We start from the raw sequence: 15,452 nt of genomic DNA on the forward strand, positions 1-15,452 counted from the left end.
GGTCAGTTGGGAGTCAGGCCTCGCCCTCCTCGGCGAACTGGGACCGCTGCTTGCGGTCCTCGCCGGGCTGCCCGTGCGGCCCTTGCTGATGCGGGACCCGCACGTCGGGGTGGGGCAACGGCACGGCGGCGTGCGGGGAGCGGGCGGCTTCCAGCTGGGAGCGCAGCGAGCGCAGCTCCACATCCTGCAGCCGGACCTGGATGTCGAGCGCCTGCATCCGGCGGCGCTGGGCCAGGAGATAGCGCACCTTCGTCCGCAGCGACCAGGGGTCCACCGGTTTCATCACCAGATCGGCGACGCCAAGGCGATAGGCGACACGGGCCAGTTCGCTGTCCCGTCCGAACCCGGTCAGCAGGATCACGGGTATGTGCTGGGTCTGTTCGACGCGCTGCATGTAGCGGACCACATCGAGACCGCTGACCTGCGGCATCACCACATCAAGCAGGACCAGGGCGATCCCGCCGCGCAGCAGCGACTTCAGCGCGTCATTGCCGCTGGTCGCCCGCTCCAAGGGCTGGCCGAGCGGCGCCAGCGCGCTTTCCAGGGCGAACAGGTTGTCCTCGTGGTCATCGACCAGGAGAACCTTCTCCTCACCACCCGCCATATGCCGGCCCCCTCGCTCACCTGTCCAGGGTAGGGCGCGGACGGGGCCGCGCAGGAGCGGATGCGAGAAAGCGGTTTAGCCGCGGCCCATTGACCTCGCCTCCTCATCGACCTAGCCTCCATCTTCATACGCGAACGCCGTCTACATATGAGGATGAGAGCCATGACGGGGAACGAAGCGCAGCCGACGGAGACGAACGACCGGCGGGCGGACCTCACCCGGAGACTGCGCGAGGGCATGGTTCGCGGCGTGCTCTCCTTCCCCCTGACCAGCTTCGACGACGAGGGGGCGCTGGACCTCGAGGGCTACCGGTCCTACGTGGAGCGGCAGTTGGCGTCCGAGCCGGGCGCCGTCTTCCCCGCGTGCGGCACCGGTGAGTTCCACGCGCTGAACGAGGACGAGTACCGCGCGGTGGTCGAGGCGACCGTCGAGATCGCCGCGGGGCGGCTCCCCGTCGTCGCCGGGATCGGCTACGGCTGGGCGCAGGCGCTGCGCTTCGCACGGATCGCCGAAGAAGCGGGCGCGGACGCCCTGTTGGTGCTCCCGCACTATCTGGTGGCCGCCCCCGAGGCCGGCCTTGTCGAGCAGGTGCGCCGGATCGCCGCCGGCGCCACGCTGCCGCTGATCGCCTACCAGCGCGGCCAGGTCACCTTCAGTGCCGACGGCGTGCGGGCCCTTGCCCGGATCCCGGGGGTGATCGGGCTCAAGGACGGGCACAGCGACCTCGACCGGCTTCAGCGCCTCACGCTCGCCGCGCCGGACGGGTTCCTCTTCTTCAACGGCGCGCCGACCGCGGAGATCCAGGCCCGCGCGTACGCGACCGTCGGCGTCCCCGCGTACTCCTCGGCCGTACACGCCTTCGCACCCGAGATCGCGAACGCCTTCTTCGCCGCCCTCCAGGCCGACGACCTCGCCACCACCGACAAGCTCCTGCGGGAGTTCTACGTCCCGCTGGTCGAGCTGCGCGACACGGTCCCCGGCTACTCGGTCTCGCTGGTCAAGGCGGCCGCCCGGCTGCGCGGTCTGCCCGTCGGTCCGGTGCGTGCGCCGCTGACCGACCCGACGGCCGCCGATCTCGCCGCATTGGACCAACTCCTGGACACCGGGCTGAGGTTGGCCGACGCCACGCGCTGAACCGACCTCCCCGCCCTTGCCGCGCCCGTAGAACAGGAAGCCGCACCGATGACCCAGCCGACCGTCACCTCCTTCGCCGTCTACCCGGTCGCCGGCCGCGACTGCATGGAGCTGAACCTCTCCGGCGCCCACGGCCCGTACTTCACGCGCAACATCGTGGTGCTCACCGACTCCGAGGGCCGTACGGGGCTCGGCGAAGTGCCCGGCGGGGAGAAGATCACCCGCACGCTGCGGGACGCCGAGCCGCTGGTCCTCGGCGCGAAGGTGGGCGACTACCAGCGGGTCCTGCGCGAGATCGGCGACCGCTTCCGCGACCGGGACGCGGGCGGCCGTGGTGCGCAGACCTTCGATCTGCGCACCACCGTGCACGCGGTCACGGCCGTCGAATCGGCGCTCCTCGACCTGCTCGGGCAGCACTTGGACGTACCGGTGGCCGCGCTGCTCGGGGAGGGTCAACAGCGTTCCTCCGTACGCGTGTTGGGCTATCTCTTCTACGTGGGCGACCCGGACCGCACGGACCTGGAGTACGTCCGCGAACCGGACGCGGACCACGCTTGGCACCGCATCCGCCACGAGGAGGCCCTCACGCCGGAGGCGATCGTGCGGCAGGCGGAGGCCACGTACGAGCTGTACGGCTTCAAGGACTTCAAGCTGAAGGGCGGTGTCCTCGACGGGGCGCAGGAGGTCAAGGCGGTCGTCGCGCTCAAGAACCGCTTTCCCGGCGCGCGCATCACGCTCGACCCCAACGGCGCCTGGTCCCTGCGCGAGGCGATCGAGCTGTGCGCTCCGCTCGGCGACGTCCTCGCGTACGCCGAGGACCCGTGCGGCGCCGAGGAGGGCTACTCGGGCCGCGAGGTCCTCGCGGAGTTCCGGCGCGCGACCGGTCTGCCCACGGCCACCAACATGATCGCCACCGACTGGCGGCAGCTGACCCACGCGCTGGCGCTCCAGTCGGTCTCGATCCCGCTGGCGGACCCGCACTTTTGGACCATGCGGGGCTCGGTCCGTGTCGCGCAGCTGTGCCACGCGATGGGTCTCACCTGGGGCTGCCACTCCAACAACCACTTCGACATCTCGCTCGCGATGGTCACACACTGCGGCGCCGCGGCGCCCGGCGCGTACAACGCCCTGGACACGCACTGGATCTGGCAGGAGGGCCTGGAACGGCTCACGGTCGAGCCGCCGCGGATCGTGGGCGGCGAGATCGCGGTTCCGGACGCGCCCGGGCTCGGCGTCGAGCTGGACCGGGACCGGCTGCTCGCCGCGCACGAGCTGTACAAGGAGAAGGCGCTGGGGGCGCGCGACGATGCGGCGGGGATGCGATTCCTCGTCCCCGGCTGGGAGTTCGACCCGAAGCGGCCCTGTCTGGTGAGGTGAGGGGCGGCTGCTCGGGGTGCGGCCGGTCAGGGGCGCGGCTGCTCGGGGGCGCGGCTGGTCGGGGCCCGGCTGGTCGGGCGTTGACGATGCGCGTGCGACCGATCAGCCCTTGACGATCCGCGTCTCGACCCCCGGCATCCCCTTGTCCCACCAGTGCCCGTACCGCCGGTACACCTCGGGATCACGGTCCGCGAGCCAGGTGACGAGGCGTTCGGCCTCCTGCGTCAGACCGCGCCACTGACCCACCGTGAGCTTGCGGAACGCGGTGAGTTCCAGACCTCCGCCGTCGAGCGACCGCCACACGCCCGCGACCTGCCCGTCGACCAGGAGGCAGGGCAGCACATCGCCGTTGCGGCGGACGGCCGCCGGCCGGAACTCGGCCGGCATGAACCGGCCCGGCACGGCATGCGCGAGCAGCGAGCTGTCCCACATGGGCAGCAGCCGCGGCGGTACGGGCACGTCCTCGTCCGGCACGGTGGCCCCGGGCAGGTCGTACAGCACGGCGCGTCCGGTTCCGCCGACGGGGCGCAGGGTGTCGCGGAGGGCCTCGACGGCGTGCTTGACCGTGGCGCTCGGCAGCAGCGTGAACCGCGCGAAGTCCTGTGCCGTCGCCGGTCCGAAGGCCCGTAGATACGAGAGCAGCAGCTGCTGTGCCCCTTGTGCCGCCGTCACTTCGGGCGCCGGCGGTGCGGCGCGGAAGGTGTTGCGGTGGCCGAAGGACCAGGGGCCGCCGGAGGGCACGTGGTGCAGGGGCGCGTAGGTGCGCAGCGCCCACCAGGCGCGCTCGGTGCCCGCGCCGAGCCGCGCCACGACCTCGGCCTCCGCCTCGGCGCCGGTGCGGGATGCGCGCAGATACGGCGTGAGGTCGGCGAGCAGGGTGTCGGCGTCCTCGGCGCTCAACCCCGTGTCGGTGAAGCGCCGGTCGTACAGGCGCGCGGCCCGCAGACAGCTCAGCATCGCGGCGTGGAAGGCCGGGTAGTCCTCGGCGTGGACGGCGTGCAACGTGATCCGCATCAGGCTCGCCTTGACGATCCGGCCGTCCGCGAAGGCCGCGTCCAAGTGCTCGGGCGCGAGGTCCGCGACGCGGTTCCACAGCGCGAGATACGGGGAGGCGGGCGTCTGCGCCTGGAGGGCGCACAGGCGCCGTACCGCGTCCGTCACGTCGATCGGCCGGCGCTCCAGGAGGAGCTGCCGGTCCAGGGTGGCGAGGGCGAGACGGCGCGGGGAGAGGGTCACGTCGGGATTATGCCGCCCACCTCGGACAACCGGCCGGGTTCAGCCCACCGACCAGGACTCACGGTTGTTGAGATCGGCGACGTCCGCACCCGTGGTCGTGCGGTAGGCGGCGTGGAACGCGGCCAGTTCCTCGGCGGTCAGTACGTCCTCGATCCGCGTGAAGCCGTCCGGGGCGCGTCGGGCGACCGTGGCCAGGAGCCGGTCGGCGGGCATGGCGCGGTGGGCGAGGACCAGGGCGTTGGTGACGGGACGGCGTTCGGCTTCGTACGCCTTGAGGGCCTGTTCGGGACCGGGCGCCGTCGCCAGGTGGCGGGCCAGCGCGCGGGCGTCGAGGACCGACTGGGAGGCGCCGTTGGAACCGATGGGGTACATCGGATGCGCGGCGTCACCGAGCAGGGTGACCCGGCCTCGGCCCCACCAGGGCAGCGGGTCGCGGTCGACCATCGGGTATTCGAGGATGCGGCCGGTGGCCTCGAGCAGCGCCGGGACGTCGAGCCAGCCGAGCCGCCAGTCGGCGAAGTGCGGTAGTACGTCGGAGAGTTGACCGGCTCGATCCCAGTCGGCGGCCGGCCGGCCGGGGCCCCCGAGGCGTACCTCGGCGACCCAGTTGACCAGGGCGCGGCCGCGGATCCCGGCGGAGCGCGACACCGGGTAGGCGACGAATTTGGCGCTCTCGTTGCTTCCCGCGACGGCGAGGGTGCGGCCGCCCAGGAACGGGGCGGTCTCCACCAGGCCGCGCCACATACGGATGCCGTTCCACAGCGGCGGGCCCTCGCCTGGGTGCAGTTGGGCGCGGACGGCCGAGTGGAGTCCGTCGGCGCCGATCAGTGCGTCCGCCACCAGGGTGCCGCCGCCGGCGAAGTCCACCCGTACGCGGTCGCCTTCGTCGCGGAAGGCGGTCACGGCGGCGTTCGTCGTGATCTCACCGATGCGGGCGAGCACCGCGTCGAGCAGCAGCCGTTGCAGATCGCCGCGGTGCAGCGAGTACTGCGGCCAGTGGTAGCCGAGTGCGCGGCCGCGCGGCTCGCCCCAGATGCGGTTGCCGTGCCGGTCGAAGTGGACCATCTCGGCGGTGGGGACACCGGTCTCGGCGAGGACGGTGCCGAGTCCGAGCTCGGTCAACTCCCGTACGGCGTGCGGCAGCAGGTTGATCCCGACGCCGAGGGGCCGCAGCGAGTGGGCCGCGTCGACGAGCGTGACGCCGAGGCCCGCGGCGTGCAGGGACAGGGCCGCGGTGAGTCCGCCGATGCCGGCGCCCGCGATGAGGACGTGGGTCATGTCCGCCGTACCGCCCTTCCTCGTCCGGCCCGCGGGCCGCGTCGGCCGGCGGCCCCGGTGGCCAACAGGGCTATCCCTGCCCATAGTTGCCCGGGCAGGAAGCCTCGCCCGGCCGGTCCGGAAGCCTCACTCCGCCGGGAGCACCCGCCCCACGGCTCGGAGGTCCGCCGCAAGCACCCGCCCCACGGCTCGTACGCTCCCTTCATGCTGATCGAACACCGCGGCCGCCGGCCCTCCGTCCATCCGTCCGCCTACGTGGCCCCCTCCGCCGTACTCTGCGGCGCCGTCACCCTGGGCGAGGGCGTCCGGGTCCTGCACGGCGCCGTCCTGACCGCCGAGGACGGCGAGGTGCGGATCGGGGCGAACACCGTCGTCATGGAACAGGCGCTGCTGCGCGGCCGGGACGGGCATCCGGCCACGGTCGGCTCCTCCGTCCTGATCGGCCCGCACGCCCATGTCAACGGGGCGACGATCGAGGACGAGGTCTTCGTCGCGACGGGCGCCTCCGTGTTCCCGGGTGCGGTGGCCGGGACGCGTGCGGAGCTGCGGATCAACAGCGTCCTGCACGCCAACTCGACCCTCCCGCCGGACACCGTCCTGCCGATCGGCTGGATCGCGGCCGGCACCCCGGCCCGCCTCTTCTCCCCCGACCGGCACGAGGAACTCCAGCCCGCGCAGATGGAGTTGGACTTCCCCCGCACCGTGTACCACGTGGACCGCGGCACCCCGATGCACACGATCATGGCCCGCCAGTCGGAGTACTACGGAGCACATCGCACGGACCGCGTGATCGACGAGCCGTAACGGCTCGAGGGCGTAGGCATACGCCTCGGCGACTCTCGCTCTACGGTACGCGGATGCTCCCCTTGCTCTTCCTCGACGTCGACGGCCCGCTCATCCCCTTCGGCGGCGCCGATCACCCGACGTACGGGCCCATGTCCGCCACCTCGGACACGAACCCGCTCCTGGCCCGGATCAATCCCGCACTCGGCCCTCGCCTGCTCGCCCTGCCCTGCGAGCCGGTCTGGGCCACCACCTGGGGCGAGGACGCCAACGCGGAGGTGGCGCCCCGGCTCGGGCTGCCGGAGCTGCCCGTGCTCGGGTGGGAGGACGGCGGGCGGCCGCAGGGGCCGCTGCACTGGAAGACGCGGCCGATCGTCGCGTGGGCGGGCGGCCGCCCCTTCGTCTGGATCGACGACGAGATCGGTGAGCGGGACCGGTCCTGGGTGGTGGAGAACCACCCGGGACCGGCGCTGCTCCTGCGGGTCGCCCCTGAGGCCGGCCTGACGGAGGACGACCTGGCCGCCGTCGGGCGCTGGCTGGCTGAGCTCGACCGCTAACGTACGACCGGGAGTTGCACCGTGCCCGTGTCGCCCGGTGCGCTCGTCACCGTGACCGGCTTGACGCCCTTGTTGCCGAGGTAGGCCCCGTCGCTCGCCGCGATCACGAACTGGATGCGGTGCCCCTTCTCGTAACGGTGCACGATGCCCGGCAGGGACACCGTGAACGGCTTGGTCACGTCCGGCACACGCACGGGCGCGACAAGCCGGTGCACCAAGGTCTTCGTGCCGTCCGGCGCCACGTCGTACAGCTTCGCGAACAGCACCAGCTTGTCGGCGGCGTCCGACGAGTTCTGGACGCGCTCCGTCCTCGGCGAGACCACCTTCAGCGTCGCCTTCGGGCTGCCCACGACGTCTGTCGCCTCGGCGAGCGGCTCGGTCGACCAGTCGAGATACGTGCCGCGGGTGTCGTACGGCGCGGGGTCCGGCAGACCGATCAGGCCGGCGAGCGAGGACTCGGAGTGCGAGGTGGGGATCAGCCAGTTGCGGTACTCACGGCTGCCGCGCACCACCTTGCGCCGGTTGTCGACCAGCTTGCCGTCGCCGGAGAGGTAGTACGTGGTGGTCGGCGACGGGGGTCGCGACGCGCTGGCGTAGGTCCGCTGCGGATCGGCGACCCAGTCACGGTAGTACGCGAAGTCCGGCCCGGTGTCGGCACCGTCATCGCCCTGCAGATAGCGGTCGAACCAGGCGAGCACCCGCTGCCCGACGTAGCTCGTCTCGAAGTTGCCCGAGCCCAGGCTCAGTTCACCGCTCGCCGGGTCCGTGATCCCTCCGCTGTGCCCCCACGACTGCCAGATCATCTTGGCCGTGGTGCCCTGCGCGCGCAGCGTCTCGTACGTCGCCTGCGCCTCGTTGAGGTTGAACAGCGAGTCCGCCTGCCCCTGCACCAGCAGCGTCGGCGCCTCGACCTGCTTCAGATACGAGACCGGCGAGACGCTCCGCGCATAGTCGAGCAGCTCGTCGGTCCGCCCCGCGGGGTAGCGGCCGGAGTTCAGCATCCGGATCGTGTCGCAGGCCCGGTCGACGAAGTGCAGGCAGGTCAGCTTGTTGATCCGGGAGGGGTCGAGCGAGGGGACGAGCAGCGGCTGCCCCTCCCCCATCAGATAGAACCCGTTGGCCCACTGCCACTTGTACGCACCGGGCACGTCGGTGCCCACGGCGTTCTGCGGGTCGAGCGCGTAGGCGAGGTTGTTCCACGTGATCAGCGGAACGAGCGCGTCCACCCGGTGATCGACGGCCGCGGTCGCCAGCTGGATGGCCCCGCCGTACGAGCCGCCGATCATCCCGACGCGCGGATCGTCGCCCTGGCCGCCGCCGTCCGCCGTGACGTAGTCGACCTTCGTCCCGTCGTCTGCCGCGCGCTTGCCGGCGAGGAAGTCGATGAGCGCGGAGGCGGCCTTCGCGTCGATACGGGGGTCGTCGAGGGAGATCAGACAGCCGGAGTTCCCGAACCCGAGCCCGGAGTAGGCGAGCCCGACGTACCCGCGCTGCGCGAACGCCTTGGCCGCACCGGCCGTTCCCCCGTCGGCCTTGTTCCCGCCGAACCCGTTGGTGGTGATCACAGCGGGGGCGGTGTGCCGGGCGTCGACCCCCGCGGGCCGGTAGAGGTCGGCGTCGACGACGCAGGTGCGGTCGCCGGTGTCGACGGTGAACTTCAGGGCGGTGACGGTGTATTCACCCAGGTCCGGCGCGGTCGCCGCCGTCGCCGGCACGGTCAGGGCGAGCGGTGCGGCGAGGGCTGCGACCGCGGTGCCGATGGCTGCGGTGAGGGTGGCGCGGGATCTGGGCACGGCTCGGGGCACGGTGACCTCCACGGGGTTATACCGACCGGTAGGTTCGGGAATCGAGGTCATCGTGGGGGGTTGGTTACTCACGGGTCAATAAGCGCGCGGTGGGATTCGTGAACCTGCGCGGATTCTTCTCAACCTTGGGTTGCTCCAGGGTCTCGGTCGGCGCGATTCAGCGGTCCGGGTTGGTCACCCGGACGACACGGAATGGCAGGTGACCGCCGACGGGCGCGACAACTCCCTTTCCTGTGGGCGGGCCTGCGTACCAAATCGCCCGAGGGTCGTCGCCGCCACGCCGCGCAACGGTGTAGCTGAAGGCGACGGACTGGAGGAGCAGCTCACCTTCCGAGCCGGGCATCTCGACGCGGAGGCGGTAGTTACCTGGGCTGTCCACTCGCCGGCACGGCATCTCCTGCCACGGGTATGCCCGCAGGATGCGGCGCGCCCGCCACGAGTTGTAAACGCACACCATGCCCACCTGCACAGACATGACGGCTGCGATCATCGAGAAAACGAACGCCAGTACTGACCAGCTGCTGGCGATGAAGGCGTAGCCCACAACCACGCCGGCGGCGATGGCCGCGAGCACCACCAGGGCCCACACCGTCCCACGCTCCCGCGCGCGCTTGAGGCTGTTCGCCGTAGCCGGTTCGTCCATCGCGGCCTTGGCGAGGGATTGGGTGGTCATGTGATCAACTCCGCGATGCGAGATGTGGGTTGTCGTGGTGCACGCGCATGCTTCGGCTCTTCGAAACTGATCGTGCTCGCCACGGCGCTGAGGATCTCCGCGTACGCCTCCGCTTGCGTGAGATCGGAGCTGGTCAGCGTCGCTGTGATCAGAGTCGGAGTGCCAGGAATCAGAAAGGTGCACGCGGTCTGGCACACTGTCGCGGCGCCCTCGTCGTCGCAGCGCAGTACCCCGGTAGTGAATGCGGCGGCAGTTGTCCGTGCGACGGTACGCAGCTCACACGTGCCTGCGGTCCAATGAACCCACCCCTCGCGGGAGATCAAGGCCCGGGCGGCGGCCACTTGGGGATCGCTCACCAGCGTGCGGGTGGAGGACAGGGTGAACAGCGAAGTGGCCACCGCTTCGTACACGTCAGTGCGGTGCAGCCCCAACGCCGCGTAGAACGTGCCGTGGCGGAAGATCTCGTCCAGGGCATAGGCCCATTCGGGAGCGCGCTCTCGAATCGGATTCAGGCCTGCCGGGTCGAACTGCTGGTATCCCGGAGGCAGCCGGAACCACAGTTGCGGCCTGTCTTCCATGGAGGTCCTCACAGGGTTGTTGCGGCGCGCGACAGGCGCGCGAAGGTGCTGGGGATGTCATCTGCGACGATGCGCGCGCCATCGACTGCCGGCGCTACGGTCTCGTAGGTCTCGTCGTCCTTCAGCGGGGTCACGTCCCCCAGACTCGTCGCCACGCCCGCGGTCGCGATGCCTGCCTCGACTGCTTCCTTCGTCCCCGAGCTGACGCCGTGCAAGGCCCATTCGGTCACGCGATTCGTTCCTCTGGCCATCTCCAGACCGGTCGCCTTCGCGCCGTCCACCAGGCCCATCGCCCCGGCACGGGCAGCGTCATCCACCGAGCCGGCCGCCCTGACGGCGGTAACCGCACCCTTCGTGCCACCCGCGGCCAAGCCGAGGACAGGGAGGGCACCGATGCCGTCACCGATCAGCGTGACCGCGCCGTCCCAGAACTTGGCGTCCAACTTGCCCTCGCTGAGGCCGCCCCAGACCGCGTCACGGATCTTCGGATCCCTTGCGTGCAACCCGAACGCACCCGCACTCGCCGTCGCAGCAATCGTCAGAGCAATGGCGACCCCGACCGGAGGTGTGGCCAGAACGGCCGCCAGCCCCGCAACCGACGCCGCCACCGACAGGTAATCGCCGAGATCCTCCTCGATGAACCCCACAACCTCGTCCAGCACCCCCGGCTCCTCCGGAGCCAACCCCTCATCCGCAGCCTCGAGATCTCGAGCCACACCCCGAGCGGCCTCCGCATGCACCCCCTCCAACTCCCGCGCCAGCCGCCGCACATCGGCCACCGCGTCCCGCGCCTTCGAGAGCTGCTCGGGGTCCTCCGAGGCGGCCCGGGCCTCTGCCTCCGTGAGCGCCGAGACGGCCGCCCGCGCGCGGTCCTCGTAGGACTGGGCCGTCAGTCGGCGGTCGACGACGCCGTCGTGCCAGCGCAGCAGTGCGCCCGAGGCCTTCGAGAGGGACTGGTGCGCGTCCAGGAGCCGTTTGGGCAGGTCCTGCGACAGCGCCCGGCGGAACGCGTCGCCGCCCTCGCCCTGCCAGGACGAGGCCGACCGGAGCAGACGGTCGACCAGCTCGTGGCCCGTGCCCAGCGACTTCGCCGACTTCGCCACCTGCTTCTGGAGCGCGGAGATCTCCGCGGGGTTCCCCGGCACGGGATTGAACCCCAGGTGCGGATACGGTCCGCCGGCCGGACCCGCCTCACCCATCGACCCGCACCGCCCTGAACGCCTCCGCGATGGCCCGGTTCAGCTCGACGTACCCGTTGTGGCTGTGCGCCACCGCCGACTGGATGCGGGCGATCCGCTCGCCGAGCTCCTCGGCGCCGTGGCCCCAGGAGTCCTGGAAGGAGTCGCAGGCGGCGTCGAGTTCCGCCGTGCCGATCTGGTCGGCGCGTACGTGGTCGAGCGCGCGCCGCGCCTCGGCCAGCGACTCCACCGAGTCGTGCAGGGCCTTGGCGAACCGGCCCAACTCGGTCGTCTGCACCCGCAGATCGGGGTGTTCACCAGTCATGGGCGAGCACCTTGGCAGAGTCGGCGGCTCATCGGGCAATCAGCTCTCACCCGTACGTGGACCGGGCCGGGGATTCAGGGCGTGGAGCAACAGACCCGGCGCACAGGCCCGCCACCCGGACAGGTGGCGCACAGGACGCCGGATGACAGCCGTCGGCACCTCACAACGCCCCCGCCCCCGCCCGCGGTCGGCGTCAAGACACCTGCGCACACGCATCGGGCCGGGCACCCCTCGTACGAGGAGGCGCCCGGCCCGACCGTTGCAGCCGCGAGGAGACCCGTTACTTCTTGCCGCCGAAGTTGCCGAGCCCCTTCGGGTTGAGGTGCGCGATATGGCCGCTCTCGGTGCCGGCCGACGGATCGATGACGCAGTCGATCAGGGCCGGTCCGCCGGCGGCCAGCGCCTCGGTGAGGGCGGCGGTGATCTCGGCGGGCGTGGTGGCCCGGTAGCCCTTGCCGCCGAAGGCCTCGATCATCTGGTCGTGCCGTGCCGCGCTCATCAGGGCGGTCGGCGCGGGGTCGCTGGAGCCGCCGCCGGGTGCCTCGTCGCCCTTGTACACACCGCCGTTGTTCATGATGACGGTGACCACGGGCAGGTTGTAGCGGCAGATCGTCTCCAGGTCCATGCCGCTGAACCCGAAGGCGCTGTCCCCCTCGACGGCGACGACCGGCTGCCCGGACTCCACGGCCGCGGCGATCGCGTACCCCATGCCGATGCCCATGACGCCCCACGTACCGCTGTCGAGGCGGTGGCGCGGCACCTGCATGTCGATGACGTTGCGGGCGATGTCGAGCGCGTTGGCGCCCTCGTTGACGAGGTACACCTCCGGGCGCTCGCGCAGCACGTCCCGTACCGCCTTGAGCGCGCCCATGAACTGCATCGGGTGCGGATCCGCCTCGAGCCGCTTGGCCATCTTGGCCACGTTGTCCGCGGTCTTCGCGGCGAGCTCGTCCTTCCACGCCTGGGGCGCGGCGATCTGGCCGGGCTTGGTGCGCTCGGCGAGCGCGTCGAGCACCGACTCGATATCGCCGACGAGCGGTGCGGCGATGGGCTGGTTGGAGTCCATCTCCTTGGGCTCGATGTCGATCTGGATGAACTGGGCGTCCGGGTTCCAGCCCCGCTCCCCGTGGTTGAGCAGCCAGTTGAGGCGCGCGCCCATCAGGACCACGACATCGGCCCGCTTGAGCGCGAGCGAACGGGCGGCGGCCGCGGACTGCGGATGACCGTCGGGCAGCAGGCCCTTGGCCATCGACATCGGGGCGTACGGGATGCCGGTGGACTCGATGAACTGCTTGATCTTGTCGTCCGCCTGGGCGTACGCGGCGCCCTTGCCGAGCACGACGAGCGGGCGTTCCGCGGACGCGAGCAGCTCGATGGCGCGGTCCACGGCCTCGGGCGCGGGGAGCTGGCGAGGCGCGGGGTCGACCAGCCGGCTCAGTGTCTTCGCGCCCTCCTCGGCGGGCATGATCGAGCCGAGTACGGCGGCCGGGATGTCCAGGTAGACCCCGCCGGGCCGGCCGGAAATCGCGGTCCGCAGGGCACGGGCGATGCCGCGGCCGATGTCCTCGACCCGGCTGATGCGGTACGCGGCCTTCACGAAGGGCTGGGCGGCGGCGAGTTGGTCCATCTCCTCGTAGTCGCCCTGCTTGAGGTCGACGAGATGGCGTTCGCTGGAACCCGAGATCTGCACCATCGGGAAGCAGTTGGTGGTGGCGTTCGCCAGCGCTACGAGCCCGTTGAGGAAGCCGGGCGCGGATACGGTGAGCGCGATCCCGGGCTTCTTGGTGAGGTACCCGGCTATCGCGGCGGCGTGCCCTGCGTTGGACTCGTGCCGGAAGCCCACGTAGCGGATGCCCTCGGCCTGGGCGAGGCGTGCGAGGTCCGTGATCGGGATGCCGACGACTCCGTAGATCGTCTCGACATCGTTGAGCTTGAGCGCGTCGACGACCAGGTGATACCCGTCGGTGAGCTCGGCCCGGTCTTCATCGCTCGCCGCGGTGTCGGTGGCAGCAGCAGTGTCAGTCATGGTCCGAGCTCCTCCTTGAGCGTCATACCTGCTTCGGCAGTCATGCGTGCGGCTCCTGGTCTCACCTTGCGCACCCCGCTCGCCGCCGTCCAAGACGTATCGGCGACCAGCCGATAGACGGCGTCTATCGAGCAGCCGACTCCCCTTCGCCACCTGGGGGTTCGCCACGGTTGATAAGCACCTGCTATCGGCTGGTCGCCAGTGCGTATTGGACGTGCGCCGACGGGCCGCGCACGCTCACTGGACGGCGGCCTTACGAGGGCTGCGCCCCGGTGGTTCTTCCTTACGAAGAGGTGGTGGTCATGGCCGCTGCGACCGCAGCATCGGTGCGGGGCGTATCGCTGTACCGTCCGCCGGCGATCACCGGCCTCGCGGATCTCCTCGACCGGCCGGTACGGGAACGGCCCTCGGCCACCGCCCTCGTCCACGGCGCCGACCGGGTCCGCCTGTCCTACCGCGAACTGCGCGATCTGGCCGAGGATGCGGCGCAGCGGCTCACCCGGTCCGGGCTGCGACGCGGTGACACGGTGGCGCTGGTCGCCGCCAACACCGTGGAGTTCGTGGTCGGCCTGCTCGGCGCGGCCCGGGCCGGGCTCCTCGTGGCACCGGTGGATCCGGGCTGGGCGAAGGATCAACTCGGCGAGCGCCTGGCCGGGTTGGCGGCGCGCGCCGTCCTGGCCTCGCCCGACGTCGCCGTGCCGGAGGCCTGGACGCTGACGGTGGATGCGGCGCGCGGGGCGGTGGCGCTGGTGGAGGGCGAGGTGCGCGAGGCACGGGGCGACGGCCGGCCCGACCCCGCCGACGTACTGGTCCTGTTCACGGTCGGCACCAGCGACCGCGCCAAGATGGTTCCGCTCACCGATATCAACGTGATGGCGGCGGTCCGCGGGATCTGCGGCACGTACGAACTGGGGCCCGGTGACGCGACGGTCGCGGTGATGCCGTTCTTCCACAGCCACGGGCTGTTCGCGACGCTGCTCGCCTCCCTCGCGAGCGGCGGCTGTGTGCTGCTGCCCGACGGCGGGCGGTTCTCGGCCACCACCTTCTGGGATGACGTACGGGCGGTGGCGGCCACCTGGTTCACCGCGGTACCCGCCGTGCACGAACTGCTCCTGGAGCGTTCGGAACTCGACTATCCCGGTCCGCGCGCCGCCCCCTTGAAGTTCGTCCGCAGCTCCAGCGCCCCGCTCAACACGGCGACGCAGCGTGCCCTGGAACGCACCTTCGGGGCGCCGCTCCTGACCGCGTACGGCATGACGGAGTCCACGCATCAGGTCACCAGCGAACCGCTTCCGCAGCACGGTTTCCTCAAGCACGCCTCGGCCGGGCGGCCCACCGGAGTCGAGCTGCGGATCGCGGACGCGCAGGGCCGGCCGTGCGCGACGGGGTCGGAGGGCGAGGTGTGGGTGCGCGGTCCTGCCGTGGCCCGCGGCTACCTCGCCGATCCGGCGGCGACCGCGCGCGGTTTCCGGGACGGCTGGCTGCGCACCGGCGACCTGGGCCGCCTCGACGAGGACGGCTATCTGTTCCTGTCGGGCCGGATCAAGAACCTGATCCACCGGGGCGGCCGCAGGATCTCCCCGGAGTACGTGGAGGACATCCTGGCGGGCTGCCCGGGCGTTCTCGAAGCGGCGGTGTTCGCGCTGCCGGACGAGGAGTTGGGCCAGCGGGTGGGTGCGGCCGTGGTGGCGCGGGAGGGCGAGCACCTGGGGTCGGAGCAGGTACTGCGCTACTGCCGGGGACGGCTGGCGTCCGAGGGGGTACCGGACCGCGTGGAGATCGTCACCTCCTTGCCGCACACGGCCCAGGGCGGCCTCGACCGCCAGGCCGTCAGGGAAAGGTTCACTACCAGCCCCTGCGGCGCTTGAGCAGATCCGAACGAAGTTCGGATGCGGACG

At 71.3% G+C, this 15,452-nt stretch carries 14 protein-coding genes; 5 read left to right on the forward strand and 9 right to left on the reverse strand.

Annotation, left to right across the window (positions count from 1 at the left end):
- Positions 1-13: 13 nt before the first annotated feature.
- Positions 14-604: a response regulator gene (locus G6045_RS05065; RefSeq protein ID WP_165330578.1), complete on the reverse strand. Its 591-nt coding sequence runs from the start codon at positions 602-604 to the stop codon at positions 14-16.
- A 162-nt stretch (positions 605-766) separates the two neighbouring features.
- Here G6045_RS05065 and G6045_RS05070 point away from each other — a divergent pair, with 162 nt between their 5' ends.
- Both G6045_RS05070 and G6045_RS05075 read left to right on the forward strand, forming a co-directional pair.
- Positions 767-1,738: a 5-dehydro-4-deoxyglucarate dehydratase gene (locus tag G6045_RS05070; RefSeq protein ID WP_235967568.1), complete on the forward strand. Its 972-nt coding sequence runs from the start codon at positions 767-769 to the stop codon at positions 1,736-1,738.
- A gap of 48 nt (positions 1,739-1,786) precedes the next feature.
- Positions 1,787-3,115 (forward strand): enolase C-terminal domain-like protein, encoded by a 1,329-nt coding sequence (locus tag G6045_RS05075; protein ID WP_165330580.1) that lies wholly within the window; start codon positions 1,787-1,789, stop codon positions 3,113-3,115.
- 102 nt (positions 3,116-3,217) lie between these two features.
- Here the strand turns inward: G6045_RS05075 and G6045_RS05080 are convergent, their stop codons facing one another.
- Both G6045_RS05080 and G6045_RS05085 read right to left on the reverse strand, forming a co-directional pair.
- Positions 3,218-4,351 (reverse strand): winged helix DNA-binding domain-containing protein, encoded by a 1,134-nt coding sequence (locus G6045_RS05080; RefSeq protein ID WP_165330581.1) that lies wholly within the window; start codon positions 4,349-4,351, stop codon positions 3,218-3,220.
- Positions 4,352-4,390: 39 nt separating this feature from the next.
- Positions 4,391-5,629, reverse strand: a complete 1,239-nt coding sequence (locus G6045_RS05085; protein ID WP_165330582.1) for a flavin-dependent oxidoreductase — start codon at positions 5,627-5,629, stop codon at positions 4,391-4,393.
- 204 nt (positions 5,630-5,833) lie between these two features.
- On the opposite strand from G6045_RS05085, the gene G6045_RS05090 reads away from it, so the two are divergent.
- Positions 5,834-6,433, forward strand: coding sequence for a gamma carbonic anhydrase family protein (locus G6045_RS05090; RefSeq protein WP_165330583.1), 600 nt, complete (start codon positions 5,834-5,836; stop codon positions 6,431-6,433).
- A 53-nt stretch (positions 6,434-6,486) separates the two neighbouring features.
- Positions 6,487-6,969 carry an HAD domain-containing protein gene (locus G6045_RS05095; RefSeq protein ID WP_165330584.1) on the forward strand — a complete coding sequence of 161 codons (483 nt, stop codon included), beginning with the start codon at positions 6,487-6,489 and terminating at the stop codon, positions 6,967-6,969.
- Here the strand turns inward: G6045_RS05095 and G6045_RS05100 are convergent.
- The 6 genes from G6045_RS05100 to oxc form a co-directional block, all read right to left on the reverse strand.
- On the reverse strand, positions 6,966-8,786 hold the full coding sequence (locus G6045_RS05100; protein ID WP_408056299.1) for a CocE/NonD family hydrolase: 1,821 nt from the start codon (positions 8,784-8,786) through the stop codon (positions 6,966-6,968). The genes G6045_RS05095 and G6045_RS05100 overlap by 4 nt on opposite strands.
- 145 nt (positions 8,787-8,931) lie before the next feature.
- Complete coding sequence (locus tag G6045_RS05105) at positions 8,932-9,447, reverse strand: hypothetical protein (protein WP_165330586.1); 516 nt, start codon at positions 9,445-9,447, stop codon at positions 8,932-8,934.
- Positions 9,444-10,025: a hypothetical protein gene (locus G6045_RS05110; protein ID WP_165330587.1), complete on the reverse strand. Its 582-nt coding sequence runs from the start codon at positions 10,023-10,025 to the stop codon at positions 9,444-9,446. The genes G6045_RS05105 and G6045_RS05110 overlap by 4 nt, the downstream gene beginning before the upstream one ends.
- A gap of 8 nt (positions 10,026-10,033) precedes the next feature.
- Positions 10,034-11,224: a hypothetical protein gene (locus G6045_RS05115; protein ID WP_165330588.1), complete on the reverse strand. Its 1,191-nt coding sequence runs from the start codon at positions 11,222-11,224 to the stop codon at positions 10,034-10,036.
- A complete protein-coding gene (locus tag G6045_RS05120) occupies positions 11,217-11,528 on the reverse strand; it encodes a hypothetical protein (protein WP_165330589.1) in 312 nt (103 codons plus the stop codon). Before G6045_RS05120 ends, G6045_RS05115 begins: the two co-directional genes overlap by 8 nt.
- A 280-nt stretch (positions 11,529-11,808) precedes the next feature.
- Positions 11,809-13,554 carry an oxalyl-CoA decarboxylase gene (gene oxc, locus G6045_RS05125; protein ID WP_165330590.1) on the reverse strand — a complete coding sequence of 582 codons (1,746 nt, stop codon included), beginning with the start codon at positions 13,552-13,554 and terminating at the stop codon, positions 11,809-11,811.
- 302 nt (positions 13,555-13,856) lie between these two features.
- Between oxc and G6045_RS05130 the strand changes: the two genes are divergently transcribed.
- Positions 13,857-15,422, forward strand: coding sequence for a FadD7 family fatty acid--CoA ligase (locus G6045_RS05130; protein WP_165330591.1), 1,566 nt, complete (start codon positions 13,857-13,859; stop codon positions 15,420-15,422).
- Positions 15,423-15,452: the final 30 nt, after the last annotated feature.

Origin of the sequence: Streptomyces mesophilus (assembly GCF_011044995.1) — a bacterium.
Classification (GTDB): Bacteria; Actinomycetota; Actinomycetes; order Streptomycetales; family Streptomycetaceae; genus Streptomyces; species Streptomyces mesophilus.